We start from the raw sequence: 22,490 nt of genomic DNA, 5'->3' as shown, positions 1-22,490 counted from the left end.
TGCGACGACCGGTTGAATACGGCCAATTTCGGTCCCGGAAGTTCCAGCACGCCCTGAAGCAGAACGGGCTGGTCGGCTCGATGGGCCGGGTCGGAGCCGCCGGGGACAACGCGGCGATGGAAAGCTTCTTCGCTACGTTGCAGAAGAACGTCCTCGACCGCCGCCGCTGGACCACCCGCGATCAGCTGCGCCTGGCCATCATCCATTGGATCGAACGGACCTATCACCGCCGCCGACGAAAGCGTCGGCTCGGTAAGCTAACCCCGGTCGAATACGAAACCATCCACCAAAAGGCCGTCGCCCTGGCGGCCTAAACCATGGAGTCAACTAAACCTTCAGCAGACCCGTTGGACCAGATCTGGGTCCAGATGTCCTTCGGGAAGGTGGTGAAGGCCAGGATATCGGCCCGGGCGGCGTCGAGGTGCTCGGCCACCGCGGGCAGCTTCTCGCCCACGTAGTCGATGAGCCGGTCGAACTGGGCGTTCACCGCGGCGGCATCGGGTTGGTCGTACACGCTGTGCAGCATCGCCTTGACGGCCGGCCACATACTCTTCGGGGTGATACCCATCAGGTTCGCCGCGTAGTGCGTCCGGCACCGCTGCCAGACGGCGCCGGGCAGGTTGGCCGCGATCGCGTCCTTCAGTCCGGTGTGGGCATCGGAGGTCACCAGCTTCACCCCGGCCAGGCCACAGGCGACGAGGTCGGCGAAGAACTCATTCCACGCCGCCCCGGTCTCCGAGGTGGCCACCCGCAGGCCCAAGACCTCGCGGTGGCCGTCGGCGTTGACGCCGGTGGCCAGCAGGACCACGGCGTTGATCACGCGTCCGTGCTCGCGGACCTTCATGGTCAGCGCGTCGGCGGCAACGAACGTGAACGGCCCCGCCTCGCCCAGGGGCCGGTGGCGGAAAGCCTCGACCTGTTCGTCGAGGTCTTCGGCCATGCGCGAGACCTGGGACTTGGACAGGGCGTTGATGCCGAGGGTCTTGACCAGCTTGTCGGCTCTTCACAATCCAGGGTGTAGCTGTGGCCTGAATCCGCCGGATTCCAGCAGGGATCGGGCGATGTAGTTGGTGAGGTTTCGGAACCCGAGGGCGGAGCCGCGTAGGTGTTCGAGGCGGCCGTTGAATCTCCTATGTCTGTCAAGCCCCGGTGAGCTCATTCTGAGCGGCGGTGTTGAGGCGGCGGTAGATGTCGCGGGCGAGGTAGCGCTTGAGGCAGCGACGGATCTCCCGGAGGGTGCGCCCTTCGGCGGTACGGCGTTCGGTGTAGGCGCGGGTGCGGGGGTCCATTCGCATGCGGGTGACGACGGCCATGTGGAGTGCTCGGTTGAGGCGCCGGTCGCCACCCCGGTTGATCCGGTGCCGGACGGTGTTGCCCGATGACGCGGGGATGGGGCTGGTTCCAGCGAGGCTGGCGAACGCGGACTCGGATCGAATGCGGCCCAGGTGTGACCACGCGGTCAGCGCGACGGCGGCGGTGACTGGCCCGATGCCGGGCTGGTTGAGCAGGCCACCGGCGGGGCTGTGCCGGACCAGGACCGTGATCCGCGTGGTGATCTCCTTGAGCTCGCCGTCGAGGGCGGCGACGCGTTTGGCGAGCCGGATCGCTTCACCACGTGCGGTGGCCGTGGCGAGCTCTTCGTCGCGGGTGCGCCACGCCGCGGTCGTGGCGATCTGGGTCGCGGTGAGCGGGCGGCGGGCATCGATACCGAGGTCGACCACGCGCAGTAGCGCGGTGAGCGCGTTGATCGTCGCGGTGCGCTCGGTGCTCATGTGGTCGCGGGAGGCCAGCAGGACCTTCACGGCAGCGCGAATACCTTCGTCGGCGCGCGGTTGACGCAGTTGCGTCTGCTGCAGCGGGAGCGCTGCTGCGGCGATGCGGCGCGCATCCAGCGGGTCGGACTTGCCGATGCCGCGGTTGGCGCGTGCGTTTATCCGGGGGCCTTCAACGACGGCGTATCCGGCGTCCGCGGCAGCTCGGGCCAGGCGCGCCCCGTAGGTCCCTGTGCCCTCGATTACCCAGATTGCATGAAGATCACCGTCGGTGCGACGTCCTGCCCAGGACACCGCCCTTGCCAGGCCGGTTGATGTTGCAGGGAACTGGGCCTCGTCGATGCTCTCGCCGTGGGGGCAGGCCAGGATTGATAGGGCATGGTTGCGGGCGTGGGTGTCCACGCCGATGACGAACGGGTGAGTATGCGCGACGATAGCCATGGCGATCGACGCTCCCTTCCTCGAGTTGGATATGGTCACGGTCGCCAAGCGGCCGGCACGGGTCCGGGAAGAGGTCACTTCGGGGCGAATCTGTGATGGGCCACAACCCTGTGGGTCGAGCAGTCTCCTAATGAGGTCACCGAGGTGGGCCGGGCGGTGTCGGCCGCACCGATCCAGGTGGACAATTCAACGGGAAGACACCGTGGTAGCGGGCCAATTGCTTCGAGAGTCACGCCCGGGTCGGTACGACCAGTCACTATCCTGACCAGCCAGTCCCAGACCAGCTAGTCCCCACACTCACAGATGGCCTCGGTGGGGCCGTTGGAGGTGCCGGGGCGGTCGAAGTAGGCCAGGATGTCCGCCGCCCTCTTCTTCAACGTCCGCCCGAGCACGATCAGTTCGGTGAGCTTGGTCGGCACCGCCCGGCCGAGCTTGGTGATCAGCGTCTGCATCATCGTCTTGCCCTTGGTCCGGTCGGGTTCTCGGTAGGCGGCGACCATGTGTTGGTAGAACGCCCAGGTCGTCTCGACCTCCACGTGGTCGTCAGTATCGAAGACGTCCTGGATGCGGGAGTACTGCTTCTCGGTGAGCAGGTCAGCCCCGGTGAGCAGCGTCCGGCGTGCCTTGTAGAGGGGATCGTCCTTGCGGCCGCGATGACCGTGGACTTGTTGCTGGACCCGGCGCCGGCACCGCTCGAGGGCATCGCCGGCCAGACGGACTACGTGGAAGGGATCCATGACCGTGGTGGCCTCGGGCAGTTCCTCCTCCGTAGCGGTCTTGAACCCAGTGAAGCCGTCCATGGCCACCACCTCCACGTTGTCCCGCCAGGACTGGTCGCGTTCGGCCAGCCAGGTCTTGAACACCTGCTTGGAACGGCCCTCGACCATGTCCAGCAGGCGGGCAGGCCCGACGCCAGCCCGTAGCGGGGTGAGATCGATGATCACCGTGACGTATTTGTCGCCGCGCCGGGTGTGGCGCCACACGTGCTCGTCCACGCCGATCGCGGTGACATTCGCGAACCGAGTCGGATCGTCGATGAGGACTCGCTTGCCCTCGGCGAGGACGGCGTCGTTGGCGGTGTTCCACCGCACTGCCAGAGACTCAGCGACCCGAGCGATGGTCAGGTGCTGCAGCACCAGGGCCTCCAGGGCCCACCGCAGTGCCCGCCGGGAGATCTTGGCCTTGGGCTCTGCTGCGGCGGTGGTGTCCTGGCGCCATACGTGGGCGCAGTCGGCGCACCGGTAGCGGCGCACCGTGATGTGCAGCGTGGTCGGTCGCCAGCCCAGCGGCTCGTGTGCCAGCCGGCGGATCGCGGTGCCACGTGGGGTTCCCTGGGATCCGCAGCGGTGGCACCAGTCATCCGGCTCCACGACCCGGCAGGCCAGTACCGCCTGGCCGAGATCCAGGCGTTGGCCGGTGGCTTCGAGGCCGAGCTCGTCCAGGCGACAGAACTTGGTCAGGTCACAGTCGTCGAAGGTAGCGTTGAGCATGTCGAGGTCTTTCAGATGGCTGGCGTAGGAACCTCCATCTTCGGAAGGCCTCGACCTCTATCCAGCTATCGGCGCGCCGACATCAGCGGCACCACCCGCTACACCCTCGATTGTGATGAGCCCTCAAATCAGCTCAAAGTGGCACGAGTCAGGTTCGAGCTGGCCGTCGCCGAAGCCGGCCTGCCCGAGGCCGATAGGCTCTCGCTGACGGTGGCGAACTGGTGGGTGGAGATCAAGGTGTTCATCCGCACCCGGGTCACCAATGCCCGGACCGAGGCGGCGAACACGGCCATCAAGCAGATCAAACGCACCGGGCGTGGCTACCGCAACCAGACCAACTACCAGTCACGCATCCTGGGACGGAGCTTCCGGCGGACACGCCGACGCTCCCAAAAAATCCACCCTCGAGCAGGACTCCACGCTCAAGTGTGAAGAGCCGTCAATGGTGACCATGGTTAACTATCCGCCCGTCTGGTCGGGAGTCTCCGACACGACAGTACTGTCGAACTCCAAGTAGGCATCCCGTGCACCGCGCGCCCCGGTGATCGCAGAGTTGACGGCGGACCTGACACCGTCAGCGAGCACTGTGAGGGTTTCATCTCTGAGCTGCTGCGCTACATAGATGAGATCAGAATCCTTGGCCGCTTCCACGAGATCGTCGGCCGCGTCGGTCACCAATTGCTCAGCGGAATCGAAGTCTTCCAGGTTGCTTTCCACACCGTTGACGACCCCGTTGAATGGGCCAACATCAATGGTGAAATCCGTCATGGGGGCTCCCTTCGCCCTCACCATGCGAAATGCGTCCGGGGGTGCCTCGAGTCATCAGATCTGGGCCCAGCTCCCCATTGCGAAATATCAGAGATCTGATACCCGCAGCCATTCGGGGCAGGAAAGACTATCCCAGACGTCCGCCGGACTCCTGGAGGTAGCAGACCCCGCAGAGGGACTCGTAGGTGACCTCCACTCCGTCGATCGCCACCTGGTCCCCCTCGAAGATGAAGCGCTCCACGGCTTCCCCCTCCTGGGCGGACACGATCTTGCGGGTGTTGAAGATGGCCTTGCGCCCGCACCGGCAGATGGTCTTGAGCTCCTCGAGGGAGTGCGCCAGTTCCATCAACCGGGCGGAGCCGGGGAAGGAGGCCGTGCGGAAGTCCGTGCGGATGCCGTAGGCCATCACGGGCACGCCCCGCAGCACGGCGATCCGCAGCAGGTCGTCCACCTGGGCGGGCTCGAGGAACTGGGCCTCGTCCACGAGCAGGCAGGCCACGGGCTTGACCTCGGTGTTCACATGGGTGAGCAGCGCGGTGGGGTCATCACCCAGGGCGTGCTGCCGGAACAGGTCCATGAGTCCCACTCCGGGCGGGATCAGGAAATCCACGGGCCGGGTGACGCCCAGTCGGGAGACGATCTGGCCCTCACCCTTGGAATCCACCTGGGGCTTGGCCAGCAGCACCCGCTGACCGCGTTCCCCGTAGTTGAACGCGGCCTGGAGCAGCCCGGTGGACTTGCCGGAGTTCATCGCCCCGTAGCGGAAGTAGAGCTTGGCCATGCCGGCGTGCCTGCCGGAGCGCTACTTGATCGCGTTCGGGTGCTGGGCCAGCGGGGTCACCTTGATCTTCATGTACGGATACATGGGGAACCCGGAGAGGATGGCATGCAGCTCGTCATTGTCCGCCACGTCATAGACGGAGTAGTTGGAGTACTCGCCCACCACGCGCCAGATGTCCCGCATCTTGCCGGTCCGCTGCAGGTTGCCGGAATACTCCTTCTCACGGGCCATGAACTCGGCCTTGGTCTCGTCAGACATCGACTCGGGGAAGGTCACGTCCATGCGGGCCAAAAACAGCATCGTCTCTCCTTGGTTGGTGCCCACTCCACGCGGTGGTGGGCGGTTGCCACTATAGACCGGGCCCTCAGGACACGATGCCGGCCGGTCAGTCCAGGACGAGCCCCACCGGGCGTTGTGGCTCGGGGTGCAAGGCGGCCACCACGTCCAGCACGGCCCGGGTCGCTGGGGTCACCTTGCGCCGATGCAGCAGGGTTGCCGTGAGATACCGGGGTGGTCCCGCCAGCGGCACCAGCACCAGTCCCGGGGTCTCCACGTGGGCCACGGAGGAGACCGTCAGGGTGATACCGACCCCGGCGGCCACCAGACCGAGGATCGTGTACGAGTCGGGAGCCTCCTGCGCAATGCTCGGTGTGAACCCGGCCCGGCTGGCCAGCCTCAGTCCCATGTCCCGCACGCTGGAGCCCTGCTGGGCCGGAAACATCACCCACGGCTGGTGGGCCAGGTCCTCGATCTCGATCTGCCTCAGGCCCGCCAGCCGGTGGTCCGAGGAGACTCCCACCAGCACCCGCTCATACTCGAACACACGGTCCGCCAGCCCCGTGTAGGTCAGTGGCCGGCGCCCGAAGGCGATGTCAAGGTCACCGGCGGCCACCAGTGACGGCGCCGATCCCGCATAGACCATGGACCGCAACCTCAGGTCCACTCCGGCGGCCTCTCTCCGGACCGCCCGGGCGATGGCCGGCAGCCACGGCCGGGACGAGGCACCGGCGTACCCCAGCACCACGGAGCCGAGCACCGGCGCCCCCTCCTGTTCGGCGGCCCGGACCATCAGCCGGGAGGATTCCACGGCCCGCTGGGCATGCGGCAGCGCCGCCTCGCCCGCGGGGGTGAGTTTGACGGCCCGGGTGGTCCGCTCCACCACGTGATGACCCAGTTCGGCCTCGAACCGGCGGATCCGCTGGCTCACGAGCGGCTGGGCGACACCGAGCCGCTCGGCCGCGCGCGTGAAGTGCAGTTCCTCGGCGAGGATCACGAAGGCCTGGAGCATCTTCAGATCCACCGATTCCTCCCTTCCGTCCCAAGCCAGCATCATTCATGGCGATTCTGCATAAAACTATCTCGAATCCATCTTGGACAGAAGTGGGAGTCGCGGGGACCATAGTTCCCTGTGGGTGGCATCACGTCCACCCGTGTCATGGTTCACGAGAGGAGCCGCATGCCCGAGACACCGTCGCCCCGGTGGCGCCAGCGGCCCGAGTCCTCCACCTGGGGTGATTTCGGTCCGGATGATGCCCTGGGCCGCATCAACCTGTTGACGCCGGCCAAGGTGACGGAGGGACTCGCCGAGGTCCGTCAGGGCCGCGCCTTCGCCCTCGGCCTGCCGCTGGACCTGCCCGGCGGCAGTTCCCTCAATGCCAATCGCCTGCCCCCAGTGCAGCGTCCGACCCTGCGGCAGGGCCACGCCGGGGCGAACGTCACCATGGAGCCCCTCTCCCCCGGCTCCTCGGATGTCCTCAGTGACGACCTCGTGGTGCTGCACAACCAGTACTCCACCCAATGGGACGCCTTCGCCCATGTCGGGTCGATGTTCGATGCGGACGGTGACGGCGTGCCCGAACCGGTCTACTACAACGGCTTCCGGGCCGGCACCGAGGTCCTGGGCCCCACCGATCCTGCCGACTGCGGGATCCCGGGCCCGGAACAGGGGACGACGTCGGATCTCGGCCCGGTCGGCATCGGCACCATGGCCGCGCATCCGATCCAGGGACGGGCTGTGATGATCGACCTCGCCCACCACCTCGGCACCCAGCACCGCGTCGTCGGCTTCGAGACCATCCGCCACATCATCGAGGCCGACGCCATCGAGGTCCGTCCCGGGGACATCGTGACCCTGCACACGGGCTTCGCCGAGAAGGTGCGCCAGATGGCCGGGGACCCGGATCCCGAGATACTGCACCACTACGGGGCCGTCCTCAACGGCCGGGACCAGGCCCTGCTGGACTGGATCACCGAGTCCGGTATCGCCGCGATCGCCGCAGACAACTACGCCGTGGAGCTCTACCCCGCCACCCCGGCGCCCGGTCCGGCCTCCATCCTGCCCCTGCATGAACACTGCCTGTTCAAGCTCGGCGTCCCGCTCGGCGAGCTCTGGTACCTCAGCGAACTGGCCGCCGCCCTGCGTGCCGCCGGCCGCACGGCCTTCCTGCTCACCGCTCCGCCGTTGAACCTCCCGGGTGCCTCCGGCTCGCCCCTCAATCCGATCGCCACCCTCTGAGGACCCCTGCCGTGAACATGAACAACAACCCTGATCACCACTCCCCCGAACGGGTCCTCATCACCGGCGGCTCCCACGGCATCGGCGCCGCCATCGCCGCACGCTGCCGCCAGGACGGTCACACCCCGGTGATCCTCGACCGCGAGGGGGCGGACGCCATCCACTGCGACCTGTCCGATCCGGACTCCACCGCGGCGGCCCTGGAGCGCGCGCTGGCGGACGGTCCCATCACCCGGCTGGTGAACAACGTGGGCGCGGTCTTCCCGAACACCGTCTCGGACCAGTCCCTGGCGCAGCTCGACGCGGCCGTGGCCCTGAACCTGCGCAGCGCCCTACAGTGCATCCAGGCCCTGCTGCCCGGGATGCGGGAGGCCGGCTTCGGCCGGATCGTGTCCATGTCCTCCCGCGCGGCCCTCGGCAAGGAGCTGCGCGCCGCCTATGCCGCCACGAAGGCCGGACTGATCGGCCTGACCCGTGTGGTCGCGCTGGAGGAGGGCGCCCACGGCATCACCGCCAACGCGATCGGACCGGGCCCCATCGCCACCGAGCTGTTCACGCGGGCCAACCCGGCCGATGCGCCCCAGACCCGGGCCATCATCGAGTCGGTGCCCGTCCAGCGCATGGGCACGCCCGAGGACGTGGCCCATGCCGCCTCCTACCTGCTGGATGCGCGCAGCGGCTTCGTCACCGGTCAGACCCTCTACGTCTGCGGCGGCATGACCGTGGGGGTGGCCGGTGCCTGAACAGACCGAGAAGATCGCCGTCATCGGCGGTGGCTCGATCGGCGTGGCCTTCGCTCTGGTCTTCGCCCGCGCCGGCCATCCCGTCACGGTCTTCGATCCCGAGTCAGCACGGCGGGTTGCGATCCCCGCCGAGCTCATCGCCAAGCTGGAATCCCTGCGCCGGTCCGGACTGCTGGAGGAGTCCCCCGCGGTGATCGCCGCCCGGGTGGGCATCGAGGCCAGCCTGCCGGCCGCCGTCGCCGATGCCGTCCTGGTCCAGGAATGCGTGCCCGAACGCCTTGACGTGAAGCAGCTGCTGTTCGCAGAGTTGGGCGAGGCCACCGGGCCGGACACCGTGCTGGCCAGTTCCTCCTCCGCCATCCCGGCATCGCAGAGTTCCGCGGGCCTGGCCGCGGCGGACCGCATCCTCGTGGCCCACCCGGGCAACCCGCCCTTCCTGTTGCCCGTCATCGAGCTGGTGCCCTCCCCGGCCACCCGTGCGGACACCGTCGCCACCGCCCATCGGCTCTACGCCGGGGCCGGCATGTCCCCGGTGACCGTGGCCCGGGAGACCGAGGGATTCGTGTTCAACCGCCTGCAGGGTGCCGTCCTGCGTGAGGCCTACGCCCTCGTCCGGGACGGCGTGGCCACCGTGGAGGACATCGACACCGTCATGCGGGACGGCCTCGGGCGGCGTTGGTCCTTCATGGGCCCTTTCGAGACTGCGGACCTGAACACCCGCGGGGGCATCGCCTCCCATGCGAAGAAGATGGGCCCGGCCTACGAGCGGATGGGCGCCGAACGCGGTCAGCACGACCCGTGGACACCAGGACTCGTGGCCGAGGTGGAACGCCAACGCCGCACTCTGCTGCCCCAGCACCAATGGGAGGACCGAGTCGCCTGGCGCGACGAACAGCTGCAGCGGCTGGCTGCCCTGCACCGGCCAGTCGACCTCTGATCACGTCCGCAACGGACCGAGACCACACCCTTCACCGCACCGAATATCCCCATCACCCGAAAGAGGCACCATGACCACCACCACCGACCGGCCGCGACCGGCCAAGAGGGGCAACGTCCTGGACCGGACCGCCGGGTTCTTCACGAACCTGATGGACAAGTACCTGCCGGACCCGCTGGTCATCGCGATCATGCTCACCGGCCTGACCATGATCCTGGCCATCCTGGTCCAGGGTTCCTCACCCCTGGAGGTCGTCGATTACTGGGGCGGGGGCCTGTGGGACCTGCTGGCCTTCACCATGCAGATGACCGTGGTGCTCTTGGCCGGCTACATCCTGGCCAAGACCCCCCTCGTGGACCGGCTGCTGGACGCGCTGACGGTCCGGGTCACCTCCCCGAACGTGGCCATCCTCGTCGCGACCCTGGTGGGCGGCGTCGGCAGCTGGTTGAACTGGGGCTTCGGCCTCGTCATGGGCGGGATCGTCGCCCAGAAACTGGCCAAGAACGTGAAGGGCCTGCACTACCCGCTGGCCATCGCGGCCGGTTACTCCGGCTTCGCCGTCTACGGCATCGGGCTCTCCGGCTCCGTCCCGCTGCTGATCGCCACGGAGGGCCACTTCCTGCAGGACCAGATCGGGATCGTCCCGCTTGCGGACACCATCTTCTCCCCGTACCTGTTGCTGACCAACCTCGCCGTGATCATCCTGCTGCCGCTGTTCAACATGGCCCTGCATCCGAAGGATCCGGCCAAGATCAAGGAGATGGACCGTACGTCCCACTCCGTCGATGCTCCCATCAAGGCACTCGACGAGCGCACCACCATCGCGGCGAAGCTGAACAACAGCCCGGTGGTCGGTATCGGCATCGGTCTGATCGCCCTGGTCTATGCGTTCAACTATTTCTTCCAGGGCGGGACCCTGAACCTGGATGCCGTGAACTTCATGTTCCTGTTCCTCGGCATCATCCTGTTCGCCCGCCCCTCGGCCTTCCTCGCCGCCGTGAACGACGGCGTGAAGATCGTCTCCGGCATCATCATCCAGTACCCGTTCTACGCCGGCATCATGGGCATCCTCGTGGGATCCGGCCTCGTGGTCTCCTTCGCCGACTGGTTCGGCACGTTCTCCACCGCAGAGACGCTGCCGTTCTGGTCCTTCATCTCCGGCGGCATCATCAACCTCCTCGCACCCTCCGGCGGCGGCCAGTGGGCCGTCCAGGGTCCGGTGATGATGGAGGCCGCCCAGGCCATGGGTGCCAACAACGCCGCCACGGCGGTCGCGGTACAGATCGGCGACCAGTGGACCAACATGGTGCAGCCCTTCTGGATCCTCCCGGTGCTGGCCATCTCCGGCCTGAAGCTGCGGGACGTCATGGGCTACATGGTCCTGATCCTGATCTTCCTGGGGATCATCTTCGCCCTGTCCGTGCTCCTGTGGGGCTTCATGACCGTCTGACGAGAGGAACCTCCATGCCCTACCTGATCGAGACCTTCGACAACCCGGAGCGGGCCTACGTCCGCCAGGAGCGCTACGCAGAGCACCTGGAGTTCCTGTCCGAGCACGCAACACTGGTCCTGGCCTGCGGCGCCAAGCTCTCGGATGACGCCAGCCACGCAGACGGCGGGATCTACCTGGTGGATCTGGACACCCGTGAGGAGGCCGAGGCGTTCATCTCCGAGGATCCGTTCTCACAGGGAGACCTCTTCCGCGAGGTGGTGGTGCGCCGCTGGCGCAAGGCGTATCTGGACGGACAGAACTTCTTGTAGCCGGCCCTTCCCGCCCTAGGAAGGCAGGAGGAACCCGGGTCGCCGCACGGTGACCCGGGTTTCTGCTTCCCCCGGGATGCCGTCGGCATCCAGAGGGAGCCCGACGACGGCGTCGTCCCGTTCCAGCGCCACGAACAGCGTGGGTGCCCCGCCGGGGTGGCCCAGGGCGATGTGGCGAGGCCAGTTCCCGCCGCAGGGGACCTCGGCGATCAGCTCGGGAGTGCCCGTCCGGCGGATGACGCCGATCGTGTTCCGCCCGCGGTTGGCCACGTAGATCAACTCCCGGTCCGGTGAGAGCACCAGGTGAGAGGGCAGGTTTTCCCGGATGGACTCGGGATCCTGGTTCTGGCCGTGGGTGGGGACGATGGCGATCTCCCGGAAGCCCTCCGAAGCCGAGTCCAGATCCAGCAGGTGCAGCCGGGAGTCCAGCTCGCCCACCACGGCGAGGTGGTGCTCCGCGATCTCCGCTTCCGGCAGCGGGGGCAGCACCGCGAGGTGGCGGGGCCCGGTGCCGGCGGGCAGGGTGTGCACGAGGACGGGCTCTTCGCCATTCCCGTCCTCACCACCGGTGAGTTGCCGGATCGAGTACTCGAGGATCCGGTCCGCGCCGAGGTCAGTGACCAGCAGCCGATCGTCATCGAGGAACAGCACGAAGTGCAGGTGTGCCTGATCCTGGCGCGCGGCGACGGGCCCGGACCCGACTGGCGCCTCCATGGCCACCGGGTCACCCAGCAGTCCGTCCTGGAGCACCGGGGCAACGGTCAGGGTGCCCGAGCCGTAGGAGGCCGCGGCCAGCCAGGTGCCCGAGGGGTTCAGATCGGCGTGGCAGGGTTGGGCACCTCCGGCGGGGACACGCTGGGTGGTGACCCAGCCGACGTCGTTCTCGGGGCCCGGCCTCTGCGGAGCCTCCGCGGACGGGCAGAGCACGGCCAACTGGCCTTCCGGAAGGTGGAGGGCGGCATACAGTCGGCCTTCCGAGGGCGTGCCCGCACGCCCGGCCACCAGCCAGGATGGTGCGTCCGGACCGGCACCGGCCAGTGCCTCGGGATTCCCCGGCACTCCCGCGTCCCCCAACCACCCACCGGTGAGGACCAGGCCGCCGGAGGGCGGCAGCGGCGGGGACTGCACACCCGGTTCGTTGAAGGTCCCGACGAGGACGGTGCCGTCCATGGTGGCGGTCACCGGTCAGTCCCGGGAGATCTGCTCTTTGGCGGTGGGGTCAGCATCCACGAGGAAGGCCTCGATGCGGTGGACCTCCTCAGTCTCGCCGATCGCGGCCGAGGCCTGCTCCAGCAGGTAGAGCGCCCGCAGGAAGCCTCGGTTCGGCTCGTGGGCGTAGGGCACCGGGCCCGCCCCGCGCCAGCCGGCGCCGCGCAGGGCATCCAGCCCCCGGTGGTACCCCACCCGTGCGTAGGCGTACGCATCGATGGTGCGCCCCTCAGCCCAGGCGTCCTCGGCCATCAGTGCCCAGGCCAGTGAGGACTTGGGGAATCGGGTGGCGAGGTCCTCCGGGAGGTCTCCGGCCTCGATCCTCGCGAGGACCTCTGATTCCTCCGGCAACTGCGTGGGGGCAGGCTGCATGAGGTTCTTGCCGACGAAAGATGCGTCAGAGGACATGGTGCTCCTTGATTGCTGGTGAATCCACGGGCTCAGTGACCCGCAGTGTTCTGGTCGTCGCCCTGGTCCAGGCCCAATTCCTTGGCCTGACGCTCCCAGGCGTCATGCTGGTTGTCCCGGATCTCTCGCTTCTCCACCTTGGCCTCGATGCGATCGATCCGGCGCTCGAGTTCCGGTTTGGCCTGTCCCGACTCCAGGGCGTCGATGCGCTTCTTCAGCTTCTCGAGCTCCTGCGGATCTGTGGTGTCCTCGGACCAGGGCAACGGCTTGCCGCTGGCCATCCCGTAGAGGCTGATGCCGCCCCACACGAGGATGGCGATGATGGCGATCCATGCGAACCATGGCATGGGAGCTTCCTTCCCTCGGCCGGTCCGGGCCGGGCTGGCCCGGGGGTACCGGCTACTTGATGGACTGTCCCGCAGAACCAAGCTCGGTGCAGGCCTGGACCACGCGGTCCGCCATGGAGGTCTCCGCCAGGGCACCCCAGGTGCGGGGGTCGTACAGCTTCTTGTTGCCGACCTCGCCGTCGATCCTCAGCACGCCGTCATAGTTGGCGAACATGTGTCCGGCCACGGGGCGGGTGAAGGCGTACTGGGTGTCCGTGTCCACGTTCATCTTGATGACGCCGTAGGACACCGCGTCCGAGATCTCCTGCGCGGAGGATCCGGAGCCGCCGTGGAAGACCAGATCGAAGGGGCGGTCCTTGCCGATCTTCGCACCGACCTCGCGCTGGATCTCATCCAGGATCTCCGGGCGCAGCGTCACGCCGCCGGGCTTGTAGACGCCGTGCACGTTGCCGAAGGTCAGCGCGGTGATGTACCGGCCGTGTTCCCCGGCCCCCAGCGCCTCAATGGTGGCCAGACCGTCCGCCACGGAGGTGTAGAGCTTGTCATTGATCTCATGAGCGACCCCATCCTCCTCGCCGCCGACCACGCCGATCTCCACCTCGAGGATCTGACGGTTGGCGTGGGTGCGGGCGAGCAGGTCACGGCCGATCCGCAGGTTCTCCTCCAGGGTCTCCGCGGAGCCGTCCCACATGTGCGAGTTGAAGAACGGGTCACGGCCGGCCCTGACCTCCACCTCGGAGGCGTCCAGCAGCGGCAGCACGAAGCCGTCCAGCTTGTCCTTGGGGCAGTGGTCAGTGTGCAGGGCGATGTTGACGCCGTAGTTCTTGGCGACCTCGCGGGCGAAGGCCACCATGGCCAGCGAGCCGGTCACCATGTCCTTCACGGAGGAGCCGGAGAAGTAGGCCGCGCCGCCGGTCGAGGCCTGGATGATGCCGTCTGAACCGGCCTCCGCGAAGCCCCGGATCGCGGCGTTGAGCGTCTGTGAGCTCGTGACGTTGATGGCCGGATAGGCGTAGCCGCCGTTCTTGGCGGAGTCGATCATCTCGGCGTACTTGTCCGGGGAAGCGATGGGCATTGCGGCTCCTTGGCGGTCGGGGCGTCGGGTGGCAACGGGCAACGTCATGGGGCCCTGTTCTCGGTCCATCCTATCCATCCGGGTGCCGGTGCCGGGTGGGTGATTCGGGCGGACCACCCGACGCAGGGGTTTGCGTGGAGCCGCGCAGAGCATACTGTGATCCACGTCACTTACTACTCGCCAGTAACTTTTTGGCGGGTGGCCCTCGCCCGCATCTCCAGGAGACCGGAATGACTCGTACGCCCAGACACACCCTGCTCAGCCCACAGTCCAGCCCCCTGGCCCGCGCCGTCGCGCTGCCCGCCGTGGCCCTCGGCCTGACAGCCAGCCTGTTCGCCTCGGCACTCCCGGCCGCCGCGGCCCCCACCGAGTCTCTCTCCCAGCCCACGGCCGAGGCCCTCTCCGAATCCGAGGAGGCCGCCCTCGAGGACGTGGCGGAGGCCGAGGTGCAGGACCGCGCCGAGGCCATGGAGGAGCTGGCCGAGACCACGGACACGGACTTCTACGCGACCCCGGCCACCCTGCCGGGAGCCCCCGGGACCCTGATCCGCTCGGAGGCCATGGACTTCTATCTGGACCCGGTCAAGCTCATCAGGCACCCGGCCACCGCCACCCGGATCCTCTACTCGTCCACCAACGCCGACGGGGACACCGTTCCGGTCAGTGGCACCGTGCTGGCCCCCACAGCGGCGTGGAAGGGCCAGGGCGAGCGACCGGTGATCGGCTACGGCGTGGGCACCCAGGGCCTGGCGGACCGTTGTGCCCCCTCCCGGGCCCTGTCCACGGGCCAGGAGTACGAAGGCCTGGTCATCTCCTCCCTGCTGTCCCAGGGCTACACCGTGGTGGTCACGGACTACGAGGGCCTGGGCACCGAGGGCCTGCACACCTACATGGTCCGCGAGTCCCAGGGCCACGCGGTGCTCGATTCCCTGCGCGCCGCAGCCCAGCTGCCGGACTCCGGGGTCACCGCCGAGACCCCGGCGGCCCTCGCGGGGTACTCCCAGGGCGGCGCGGCCACCGCCTCCGCCGTGGAGCTCGCCCCCGGCTACGCCCCGGAGCTGAACCTGAAGGGCGCGTATGCGGGCGCCGTCCCGGCTGACCTGTTCGATCTGGGGGACCAGCTGGACGGCTCCCTGTACTCCGAGTTCCTGCAGTTCGCCATGGGCGGCCAATTCGCCGCGGCCGGGCTCGACCCTGCCACCTACCTCAACGAGGACGGTCTGGAGCTCCTGGACGAGGCCTCCGAGAACTGCACCGTGGACGGGCTCCTGGAACACCCCTTCCTCGATTCGAGTGACCTCACCCTCACCGGCCAGCATCTGAAGGACCTGGTCCGCAGTGACGCCACCCTGGAGGCGGTCATCTCCGAACAGCGGATCGGCGACGGCCGCGCCCCGGAGATCCCGATGGTCGTCTCCCATTCGCTCCTGGATGACGTCATCCCCTACTCCACCGGCCGAGACCTGGCGAGCCGCTGGTGTGATGAGGGGGCCACCGTGTCCCTGGACACCACTGCCCTGCCGACCCACATCGGCGGGTACGTGGGTGGGATCCCGAGGATGACTGCCTTCCTGGACGCACGGTTCAAGGGCTGGACCCCGCTGGACTCCTGCTGGCGCCTCTAACCACCGCCCACCTCGCCGTGAGGGCAGGGATCACTCGTGATCTCTGCCCTCACAGCTGACTGGCGGCGTGACACCGGATCCAGGCGTGCATGGCGATGCCGGCGGCCACCCCGGCGTTGAGTGAGCGGGTGGAGCCGAACTGGGCGATCGACAGGGTGGCGTCCGCCGCCGCGTGGATCTCCTCGGACAGCCCGGGGCCCTCTTGGCCGAACACCAGCACGCACCGTTCGGGCAACGCGTAGGTCTCCAGGGGCACGGAATCCGGAAACAGGTCCACGCCGAGCACGGCCAGCTGCTCGGCGGCAGCCCAGGCCGTGAAGTCCTGGACCGTGGGGTGGTGGTGAACGTGCAGGTAGCGGTCCGTGACCATGGCCCCGCGCCGGTTCCAGCGGCGCCGGCCGATGATGTGTACCCCGGCGGCATTGAAGGCGTTGGCGGTGCGCACCACGGTGCCGATGTTCAGGTCATGCTGCCAGTTCTCGATCGCCACGTGGAACGGGTGGCGGCGCGTGTCCAGCTCGGCCACGATCGCCTCGAGGGACCAATAGCGGAAGTGGTCCGCCACATTGCGCCGGTCGCCCGCACGCAGCAACTCGGGGTCCCAGTGGTCCCCCTCGGGCCAGTCACCCTCCCACGGCCCGACGCCCACCTCGCGCTCGGGCTCCACCTCACCGCCTCGTACGACGGCGGCGCCCTCCTTCCCGAGCGCGTCCGATACCAGCGGGTCGGGCACCGGCTGACCCGAGGTGACCGGGCCGGCGTCGGGCCTCACCGCTGGCGGTCGACGAGCGCCCAGGAGGCGAGCGCCGAGGCCCCTGCCACGGAGAGGACCGCGGGCCAGGCACCGATCCTCTTCGCGAGCGGGTGGGAGGCGCCGAAGCCGCCCACGTAGAGGGCAGAGAGTGCCACGGTGGTGGCCGTTCCGCCCTTGGCGGCCCATGTCCGGCCGGCATACACGCCGGCGGCGGCCAGCACCACGCCACCCAGGGCGCGGATGCCGCTCTCCCGGGCGGTGAGGTATCCGCCCACCAGGCCGAGGGCGGCCAGCGGGGCGGTGACAACGGTTTCTGCGGGCTTGAACACGCCGGTTTCACTCATGGGCTCCACGCTAGCCGTTGGTGTCGGCGCACAATGGACCCGTGACCATCGTGGACAACGCCATCTACAAGGACGGCCGGCGGATCCTGGCTCCCACCACCCTGCAGGAGACCTTCGCGGAATGCGAGCGGATCGGCGGGATGGCCTGGGTGGGCCTGTACCGTCCGGACCAGGAGGAGCTGCAGGCCGTGGCGAATGAGCTCAACCTGCACGAGCTCGCCGTGGAGGACGCCCTGGCCGGGGGCCAGCGGGCCAAGCTCGAGCACTATGACGACGATCGGTTCCTGGTGTTGATCCCCGCGCGCTACCTGGATGAGACCGAGACCGTGGAGTTCGGGGAGCTCGATGTGTTCGTGGGGCACAACTTCGTGGTCACGGTCCGCCACTCCGAGGTCCCGGACCTCTCCCGCGTCCGGCGCCATCTGGAGGATGACCGCCCGTCCCGACTGGCCGCCGGCACCTCCGCCGTGGTGCACGGGATCCTCGACTCCGTGGTGGACGACTACTTCCCCGTGGCGGACGGCCTGGACAACGACATCGCGGAGATCGAGGACCAGATCTTCGCCGGGGACGGCCAGGTCTCCCGCCGCATCTATGAGCTCTCCCGCGAGGTGGTGAACTTCCAGCGGGCCATCCGGTCCCTGCCGCACATGCTGGAGACACTGATCGAGGCGCTCGGCGGGAACGAGGCGGCCGGTGATCGGCAGGAGGAGTTGGATCGCGCGGAGCAGCCCGATCAGATCGAGGTGGTCCGCAAGCTACGGGACGTCCACGATCACACCGTGCACCTGAATGAGCGCGTGGTGGCCATGCGCACCATGCTGGAGCACGCCCTGGAGCTGGACTCCACGCTCACCTCGAAGAAGCTCGCCGAGACCTCCGTGGCCCAGAACGAGCAGGTCAAGCGCATCTCCTCCTGGGCGGCCATCATCTTCGCCCCACAGCTGGTCGGATCGATCTACGGGATGAACTTCGATCGCATGCCCGAGCTGCACTGGGTGTGGGGCTACCCCTTCGCCCTGGGGCTGATGCTGGTGGTGGCACTGGTGCTGTTCCTGCTGTTCCGCAAGAACGACTGGCTGTAGCCCGTCGACTTCCGCCACGACCCGACATCCCGGGTCACGAGCGCGCCTGACGTCGAAACTCGCCGGTGCGGTCGACGCGTGTTGTGCTCGTCACCGGGTTCAGTCGAGGCCAAGCTCGTCCTTGCCGAAGGCGTAGAGGTACTTCACACCGGCCTCCTGCTCGATCCGTTCGGCCGCTCCGGTGTCCCGGTCCACGATCACGGCCACGGCCCGCACGTCTCCGCCGGCCGCCCGCACGCCCTCCACGGCGGTCAGCGCGGAACCGCCCGTGGTGGAGGTGTCCTCGAGGACCACCACGGGGCGATCCTGGACCGATGGGCCCTCCACCTGGCGGCCCATGCCGTAGGACTTCTGCGCCTTGCGCACCACGAAGGCATCCAGGGCGCGCCCCTGACGGCCCGCCTCATGGAGCATGGCGGTGCCCACGGGGTCCGCACCCATCGTCAGTCCACCCACGGACTCGGCCGCGATCCCGGCCTCGTCCAGCAGGGCCAGCATGACGCGTCCCATCAGTGGGGCGGCCTCGTGGTGCAGGGTGATGCGGCGCAGGTCGATGTAGTAGTCGGCCTCCTGCCCGGAGGACAGCGTCACCCGTCCCCGAACCACGGCCAGTTCCTTGATCAGTTCCAACAGGCGGGCACGGTCCTGGGTCTGTGAAGTCATGGCACCATCCTAGATTCCTGGACTCTGGATTCTCTGCCGGTGCGCTCCTAGGGTGGTGGCATGAGTGACGCCACTGATCAGGATGCCCCCTCCGGCCGTTCCAACGAACAGATGCTCAGCTACTGGATCACCCTTGTGGACTCCCTCTTGACCGGCCGGGTCAACGAGTCCCTGGCCGAACACGGCCTGACGCGTGCCCAGTGGCAGCTGATGAACGCCCTGACGGAGCGCCCACAGACCACCGAGGAGCTCGGCGGCTCCCTCACCCCCGCGGCGGCCGGCTCAGAGGAGGGCCCCCGGACGGTGGAGGAGCATCTCGACGAACTCGTGGAGTCCGGCTGGCTCGTGGCGGAGGGTGAGCTGTACACGCTCACCAGCACGGGGCGGACCGCCGGCGAGCGCGTGGCCGCGGTGGTGGAGGAGCTCCGGGCGGAGATCACCCAGGGGATCAGCGAGGAGCAGTACCGGGTGGTGGTCGAGTCCCTGCAGACCATAGCGGGGAACCTCGGCTACCAGCGCGGCTGAGGCGGCAACGGACCGCCGGGTTCGGCCTCGGGGTTTAACCTCGGCGAAACACCGGCCCGCGCGGGTGCGCCTACTCTGGATGCATGCGTGAGTTGCAACGGGCGATCATCGCCGAGATGGGCGTCAGGCCCGAGATCGATCCGGCCACCGAGATCACTGAGCGGGTGACCTTCCTGCAGGACTATCTCCGGTCCGCCGGCGCCCGAGGTTTCGTCCTCGGGATCTCCGGTGGCCTGGACTCCACCTTGGCCGGGCGCCTGGCGCAGCTGGCCGTGGAGGGCCTGCGGGCGGACGGTGTGGACACGGAGTTCGTGGCCGTCCGGCTCCCGTACAACGTCCAGCAGGACGAGGAGGACGCCCAGGCGGCCCTGAGGTTCGTGGCTGCTGACGAGGAGCTCACCCTCGGAGTCGGGGGCGCCGTGGACGCACTGGCCCGGGATGTCCTCGCAGCGCAGGGTGAGCCCCTCACCGACTACACGAAGGGCAACACCAAGGCCCGCATCCGGATGACGGCCCAGTACGCGCTGGCCGGGGACCGCGGCCTGTTGGTGATCGGCACGGACCACGGCGCCGAATCCGTCACGGGGTTCTTCACGAAGTTCGGTGACGGCGGGGCGGACGTGCTGCCGCTGTACGGATTGAACAAGCGCCAGAACCGCGCCCTGCTGAAGCACCTCGGAGCGTCGGAACAGCTCTGGGCCAAGGCACCCACGGCGGACCTGTTGGACGAGCGGCCGGGCCAGACCGACGAGGCCGAGCTGGGCCTGGACTATGACGTGATCGACGACTACCTCGAGGGCCGGGACGTGCCGGAACAGGCCGCCCAGAAGCTGGAGGGCCTGTTCCTGCGGTCCCGGCACAAGCGCACGACGCCGGCCACGATCCTCGACGGTTGGTGGCGCTGACCCGCTCGGTGCCGGTGGCCAGGGCCTAACGGCCCACGGGTACCCGCCGCATGACGGCCCAGGAGACCCCGGTGGCGAGGGCGGCGATGACCAGCAGCAGGGCCGAGGCCTTCTCGATCAGGTTCGTGGTGAAGAAGGTCGCCACGTCCAGCTCGGAGGCCAGCACCAGGGCCAGTGCCCCGAGGATGATCACCAGGATCGCGGCGATCCCGGCCATGACCCCGTACTGCCCCCAGCGGAGGTAGACCGCGGCCAGTCCGGCTCCGGTGGAGAGGCAGGCCGCCGCAATGGCGAAGCTCAGCAGCAGCGTGAGGCCCAGGTGGCCGTCCCCGAGCGCATAGACGTCGAACATCCGCGCCCCCGTGAACCAGTGGCCGGTGGCCTGTTCCAGCACCAGGAAGAATCCCACGAGCGCGGCGAGGTAGGCGGACTGCACCAGGATCCACAGCGCGGTCCCGGCCCAGTAGTGGCGCCGGGTGGAGCCCATCATGCCGATCGCGAAGGGCATGGTCCGCGCGTAGGCGTACACACCGATCGTGACGATGAAGCCGGGCCAGGACCACAGGGCGGCCTGGTTGTAGCGGAAGCCCTCGGAGATCTGCTCCGGGGTCCCCGGGGTGAAGGCCTGCAGCACCACCATGATGATCACGCAGAGGGCGGCCACGGAGGCGAGCATGATGACCGGCACCCAGATCATCTGCATGCGGTCTGCGAAGTGCAGCCGGGCGACCCGCAGGATCGGGTTCATCCTGCCTGTGCCGGGGACGGAGGGTGCCGGGCGGTCCCCGGCGGAGGTCAGGACTGCAGTGCTCATCGTTGCTCCTCTGACGTGTCAACGGCGGTATCGGTGGCGGGGGCGGAGGCTCCCAGCGTGTCGGTGGATCGGGAGCCGATCGCCGCCACCAGGTCCTGCAACCCCACCGGGCCGATCTCCAGGTGGTGTGCGGCCGCGGCGGCGGTCAGTGCCGCGTCGGGCTGTCCGGCGAGGGTGACGGAGGCCAGCCCACCGATCCTGCGTTCGTTCATGGCCGTCCAGCCGGCCGAGACCTGCCCGACGGCGGCCGCCGGGCCGGAGAGGGAGAATGCGGCGCTGCGCGCCGAGTCGGCGTCCGCGTCCATGAGGATGCGGCCGTCGTCGATCACCAACACCTTCTCCAACAGGTCCGCCGCCTCATCGATCAGGTGGGTGGACATCACGATGGTGCGCGGATGCTCCAGGTAGTCCTGCAGCATCACGTCGTAGAACAGCTGGCGTGCCGTGGCGTCCAGGCCGAGGTAGGGCTCGTCGAAGAAGGTCAGCGGGGCACGCGCCGCCAGGCCGACCACGATCGCCACGGCGGAGAGCTGCCCGCGGGAGAGCTTCTGGATCTTGGTCTCCACCGGCAGCCGGAACATCCGCACCAGCCGCTCGGCGAAGCCCTGGTCCCAGTGCTCGAAGAACCAGGGGGCGGACTTCAGCACGTGAGCGGCCTTGAAGGACTCGGGGTACTTCTGGTTCTCCCGGGCGAAGCAGAGCCGGGCGGCCGTGGTGGGGTCCTCGAAGGGGTGCCGCCCCAGCACGGAGACCGCACCGGCCGTGGCGGGATCCTGGCCGGAGAGGATGGACAGGGCGGTGGTCTTGCCGGCGCCGTTGCGGCCCAGCAGGCCCACGATCGAGTCCGTGGGGATGTCGAAGTCCAGACCGTGCAGGATGTCCTTGCGGCCGAAGGACTTGCGCAGTCCTCGCACGCTCACGGCGGCCCCCGGGTCCAGAGGCTGCCCGGAGGGCATCGGACGGGCGGCATCGCTGAGCGCGGCGGCGGTTGCGGTGTGGCCGTCGGCGGCGGTCGGCACCGGGGACGGGGCCGGGGCGTCCGGGTCGGACACGGCGGTCGGGGCGGATCTGGCGTGCATGGTTCCCCCTAGAGAGTGGGTCGTGCGGTGGCGGTGAGGTCTGCGGCGGGTGCGTCCTCGGCGGCGGTGCGGCGGATCATCCCGGACAGGTCCTCCGGGGTGATCTCCAGGCGGGCCGCCTCGGCGAGGAGTGGACGGACGTACTGCTGGGTGAAGGCCTCGCGGCGCGAGCTGAGCAGCTGCTGCCGGGCCCCGTGTGCCACGAACATGCCGATCCCCCGCTTCTTGTAGAGGATGCCCGCATCCACGAGCAGGTTGATGCCCTTGTTCGCCGTGGCCGGATTGATGCGCAGGAAGGCAGAGAACTCCGTGGTGGAGGGGACCTGGGTCTCCTCCGGGTAGGTCCCGTCCACGATCCCCTGCTCGATCCGGAGCGCCAACTGGCGGAAGATCGGCTGCGAGTCATCCATCTCCATGCGCACTCCTTCGAGGTCAGTTAGTACCTTGGT

Annotated in this window: 24 protein-coding genes and 4 pseudogenes; 11 read left to right on the top strand and 17 right to left on the bottom strand. The window is 68.3% G+C overall.

What is annotated here, in order from left to right:
- Positions 1-23: 23 nt before the first annotated feature.
- Positions 24-314, top strand: a pseudogene (locus IMT31_RS09385) (integrase core domain-containing protein); the annotation flags it as partial.
- 14 nt (positions 315-328) lie between these two features.
- Here the strand turns inward: IMT31_RS09385 and IMT31_RS09380 are convergent.
- The 3 genes and pseudogenes from IMT31_RS09380 to IMT31_RS09370 form a co-directional block, all read right to left on the bottom strand.
- Positions 329-1,003, bottom strand: a pseudogene (locus IMT31_RS09380) (IS256 family transposase); the annotation flags it as partial.
- A 136-nt stretch (positions 1,004-1,139) separates the two neighbouring features.
- Complete coding sequence (locus IMT31_RS09375) at positions 1,140-2,213, bottom strand: IS110 family transposase (RefSeq protein WP_413542547.1); 1,074 nt, start codon at positions 2,211-2,213, stop codon at positions 1,140-1,142.
- Positions 2,214-2,515: 302 nt separating this feature from the next.
- Positions 2,516-3,703: pseudogene (locus tag IMT31_RS09370) on the bottom strand (ISL3 family transposase); the annotation flags it as partial.
- A 141-nt stretch (positions 3,704-3,844) separates the two neighbouring features.
- Here IMT31_RS09370 and IMT31_RS09365 point away from each other — a divergent pair.
- Positions 3,845-4,135: pseudogene (locus tag IMT31_RS09365) on the top strand (transposase); the annotation flags it as partial.
- A 27-nt stretch (positions 4,136-4,162) separates the two neighbouring features.
- Here IMT31_RS09365 and IMT31_RS09360 read toward each other — a convergent pair.
- From IMT31_RS09360 to IMT31_RS09345, 4 genes are all read right to left on the bottom strand, one after another.
- Positions 4,163-4,471: a hypothetical protein gene (locus tag IMT31_RS09360; RefSeq protein ID WP_413542546.1), complete on the bottom strand. Its 309-nt coding sequence runs from the start codon at positions 4,469-4,471 to the stop codon at positions 4,163-4,165.
- Positions 4,472-4,598: 127 nt separating this feature from the next.
- Positions 4,599-5,252: a thymidine kinase gene (locus tag IMT31_RS09355; RefSeq protein ID WP_413542545.1), complete on the bottom strand. Its 654-nt coding sequence runs from the start codon at positions 5,250-5,252 to the stop codon at positions 4,599-4,601.
- Positions 5,253-5,273: 21 nt separating this feature from the next.
- Complete coding sequence (catC, locus tag IMT31_RS09350) at positions 5,274-5,552, bottom strand: muconolactone Delta-isomerase (protein ID WP_345357860.1); 279 nt, start codon at positions 5,550-5,552, stop codon at positions 5,274-5,276.
- Positions 5,553-5,637: 85 nt separating this feature from the next.
- A complete protein-coding gene (locus IMT31_RS09345; RefSeq protein WP_345357857.1) occupies positions 5,638-6,552 on the bottom strand; it encodes a LysR family transcriptional regulator in 915 nt (304 codons plus the stop codon).
- A 156-nt stretch (positions 6,553-6,708) separates the two neighbouring features.
- Here IMT31_RS09345 and IMT31_RS09340 point away from each other — a divergent pair, with 156 nt between their 5' ends.
- From IMT31_RS09340 to IMT31_RS09320, 5 genes are all read left to right on the top strand, one after another.
- Positions 6,709-7,767: a cyclase family protein gene (locus IMT31_RS09340; protein WP_413542544.1), complete on the top strand. Its 1,059-nt coding sequence runs from the start codon at positions 6,709-6,711 to the stop codon at positions 7,765-7,767.
- Between the two features lie 17 nt (positions 7,768-7,784).
- Entirely contained in the window at positions 7,785-8,510 is a 726-nt protein-coding gene (locus IMT31_RS09335) for an SDR family NAD(P)-dependent oxidoreductase (RefSeq protein ID WP_413544399.1), read from the top strand.
- Positions 8,503-9,447 (top strand): 3-hydroxyacyl-CoA dehydrogenase, encoded by a 945-nt coding sequence (locus tag IMT31_RS09330; protein WP_413542543.1) that lies wholly within the window; start codon positions 8,503-8,505, stop codon positions 9,445-9,447. Before IMT31_RS09335 ends, IMT31_RS09330 begins: the two co-directional genes overlap by 8 nt.
- Positions 9,448-9,517: 70 nt before the next feature.
- On the top strand, positions 9,518-10,897 hold the full coding sequence (locus tag IMT31_RS09325) for a short-chain fatty acid transporter (protein ID WP_413542542.1): 1,380 nt from the start codon (positions 9,518-9,520) through the stop codon (positions 10,895-10,897).
- Positions 10,898-10,911: 14 nt separating this feature from the next.
- Entirely contained in the window at positions 10,912-11,208 is a 297-nt protein-coding gene (locus tag IMT31_RS09320) for a YciI family protein (protein ID WP_413542541.1), read from the top strand.
- Between the two features lie 15 nt (positions 11,209-11,223).
- Here IMT31_RS09320 and IMT31_RS09315 read toward each other — a convergent pair whose 3' ends face one another.
- The 4 genes from IMT31_RS09315 to fbaA are packed head-to-tail and all read right to left on the bottom strand — an operon-like array spanning position 11,224 to position 14,247.
- A complete protein-coding gene (locus IMT31_RS09315) occupies positions 11,224-12,390 on the bottom strand; it encodes a lactonase family protein (RefSeq protein WP_413542540.1) in 1,167 nt (388 codons plus the stop codon).
- Positions 12,391-12,393: 3 nt separating this feature from the next.
- The gene (locus IMT31_RS09310) at positions 12,394-12,825 is read right to left on the bottom strand and encodes a DUF3151 domain-containing protein (RefSeq protein WP_345357839.1); all 432 of its coding nucleotides are present in this window, start codon (positions 12,823-12,825) and stop codon (positions 12,394-12,396) included.
- Positions 12,826-12,857: 32 nt separating this feature from the next.
- Positions 12,858-13,172 (bottom strand): hypothetical protein, encoded by a 315-nt coding sequence (locus tag IMT31_RS09305; RefSeq protein ID WP_413542539.1) that lies wholly within the window; start codon positions 13,170-13,172, stop codon positions 12,858-12,860.
- A 52-nt stretch (positions 13,173-13,224) separates the two neighbouring features.
- Positions 13,225-14,247, bottom strand: a complete 1,023-nt coding sequence (gene fbaA, locus IMT31_RS09300) for a class II fructose-bisphosphate aldolase (protein ID WP_413542538.1) — start codon at positions 14,245-14,247, stop codon at positions 13,225-13,227.
- A gap of 230 nt (positions 14,248-14,477) precedes the next feature.
- Between fbaA and IMT31_RS09295 the strand changes: the two genes are divergently transcribed.
- Positions 14,478-15,872: a lipase family protein gene (locus tag IMT31_RS09295; RefSeq protein WP_413542537.1), complete on the top strand. Its 1,395-nt coding sequence runs from the start codon at positions 14,478-14,480 to the stop codon at positions 15,870-15,872.
- A 49-nt stretch (positions 15,873-15,921) separates the two neighbouring features.
- Here the strand turns inward: IMT31_RS09295 and IMT31_RS09290 are convergent, their stop codons facing one another.
- Positions 15,922-16,593, bottom strand: coding sequence for a TrmH family RNA methyltransferase (locus tag IMT31_RS09290; RefSeq protein ID WP_413544398.1), 672 nt, complete (start codon positions 16,591-16,593; stop codon positions 15,922-15,924).
- Positions 16,594-16,640: 47 nt separating this feature from the next.
- Positions 16,641-16,970 carry a hypothetical protein gene (locus IMT31_RS09285; protein ID WP_345357824.1) on the bottom strand — a complete coding sequence of 110 codons (330 nt, stop codon included), beginning with the start codon at positions 16,968-16,970 and terminating at the stop codon, positions 16,641-16,643.
- A gap of 41 nt (positions 16,971-17,011) precedes the next feature.
- Between IMT31_RS09285 and IMT31_RS09280 the strand changes: the two genes are divergently transcribed.
- Complete coding sequence (locus IMT31_RS09280) at positions 17,012-18,055, top strand: magnesium and cobalt transport protein CorA (protein ID WP_413542536.1); 1,044 nt, start codon at positions 17,012-17,014, stop codon at positions 18,053-18,055.
- 99 nt (positions 18,056-18,154) lie between these two features.
- On the opposite strand, the gene pyrE is transcribed toward IMT31_RS09280, so the two are convergent.
- The gene (gene pyrE / locus IMT31_RS09275) at positions 18,155-18,718 is read right to left on the bottom strand and encodes an orotate phosphoribosyltransferase (protein ID WP_345357818.1); all 564 of its coding nucleotides are present in this window, start codon (positions 18,716-18,718) and stop codon (positions 18,155-18,157) included.
- A gap of 60 nt (positions 18,719-18,778) precedes the next feature.
- Between pyrE and IMT31_RS09270 the strand changes: the two genes are divergently transcribed.
- Positions 18,779-19,243: a MarR family winged helix-turn-helix transcriptional regulator gene (locus IMT31_RS09270; protein ID WP_413542535.1), complete on the top strand. Its 465-nt coding sequence runs from the start codon at positions 18,779-18,781 to the stop codon at positions 19,241-19,243.
- 83 nt (positions 19,244-19,326) lie between these two features.
- Positions 19,327-20,148 (top strand): ammonia-dependent NAD(+) synthetase, encoded by an 822-nt coding sequence (gene nadE / locus IMT31_RS09265; RefSeq protein ID WP_413542534.1) that lies wholly within the window; start codon positions 19,327-19,329, stop codon positions 20,146-20,148.
- Between the two features lie 25 nt (positions 20,149-20,173).
- Here the strand turns inward: nadE and IMT31_RS09260 are convergent, their stop codons facing one another.
- From IMT31_RS09260 to IMT31_RS09250, 3 genes are read right to left on the bottom strand one after another with little or no spacing between them, the layout of a single operon-like run.
- On the bottom strand, positions 20,174-20,962 hold the full coding sequence (locus tag IMT31_RS09260) for a hypothetical protein (protein ID WP_345357808.1): 789 nt from the start codon (positions 20,960-20,962) through the stop codon (positions 20,174-20,176).
- On the bottom strand, positions 20,959-22,041 hold the full coding sequence (locus tag IMT31_RS09255; RefSeq protein WP_413542533.1) for an ATP-binding cassette domain-containing protein: 1,083 nt from the start codon (positions 22,039-22,041) through the stop codon (positions 20,959-20,961). The genes IMT31_RS09260 and IMT31_RS09255 overlap by 4 nt, the downstream gene beginning before the upstream one ends.
- 8 nt (positions 22,042-22,049) lie before the next feature.
- On the bottom strand, positions 22,050-22,451 hold the full coding sequence (locus IMT31_RS09250) for a GntR family transcriptional regulator (protein WP_413544397.1): 402 nt from the start codon (positions 22,449-22,451) through the stop codon (positions 22,050-22,052).
- Positions 22,452-22,490: the final 39 nt, after the last annotated feature.

It is taken from the genome of Citricoccus nitrophenolicus, assembly GCF_047305825.1.
Classification (GTDB): domain Bacteria; phylum Actinomycetota; class Actinomycetes; order Actinomycetales; family Micrococcaceae; genus Citricoccus; species Citricoccus nitrophenolicus.
The sequence above is the reverse complement of the archived record's forward strand: the minus strand, read 5'-3'. Positions and strand labels throughout refer to the sequence as shown.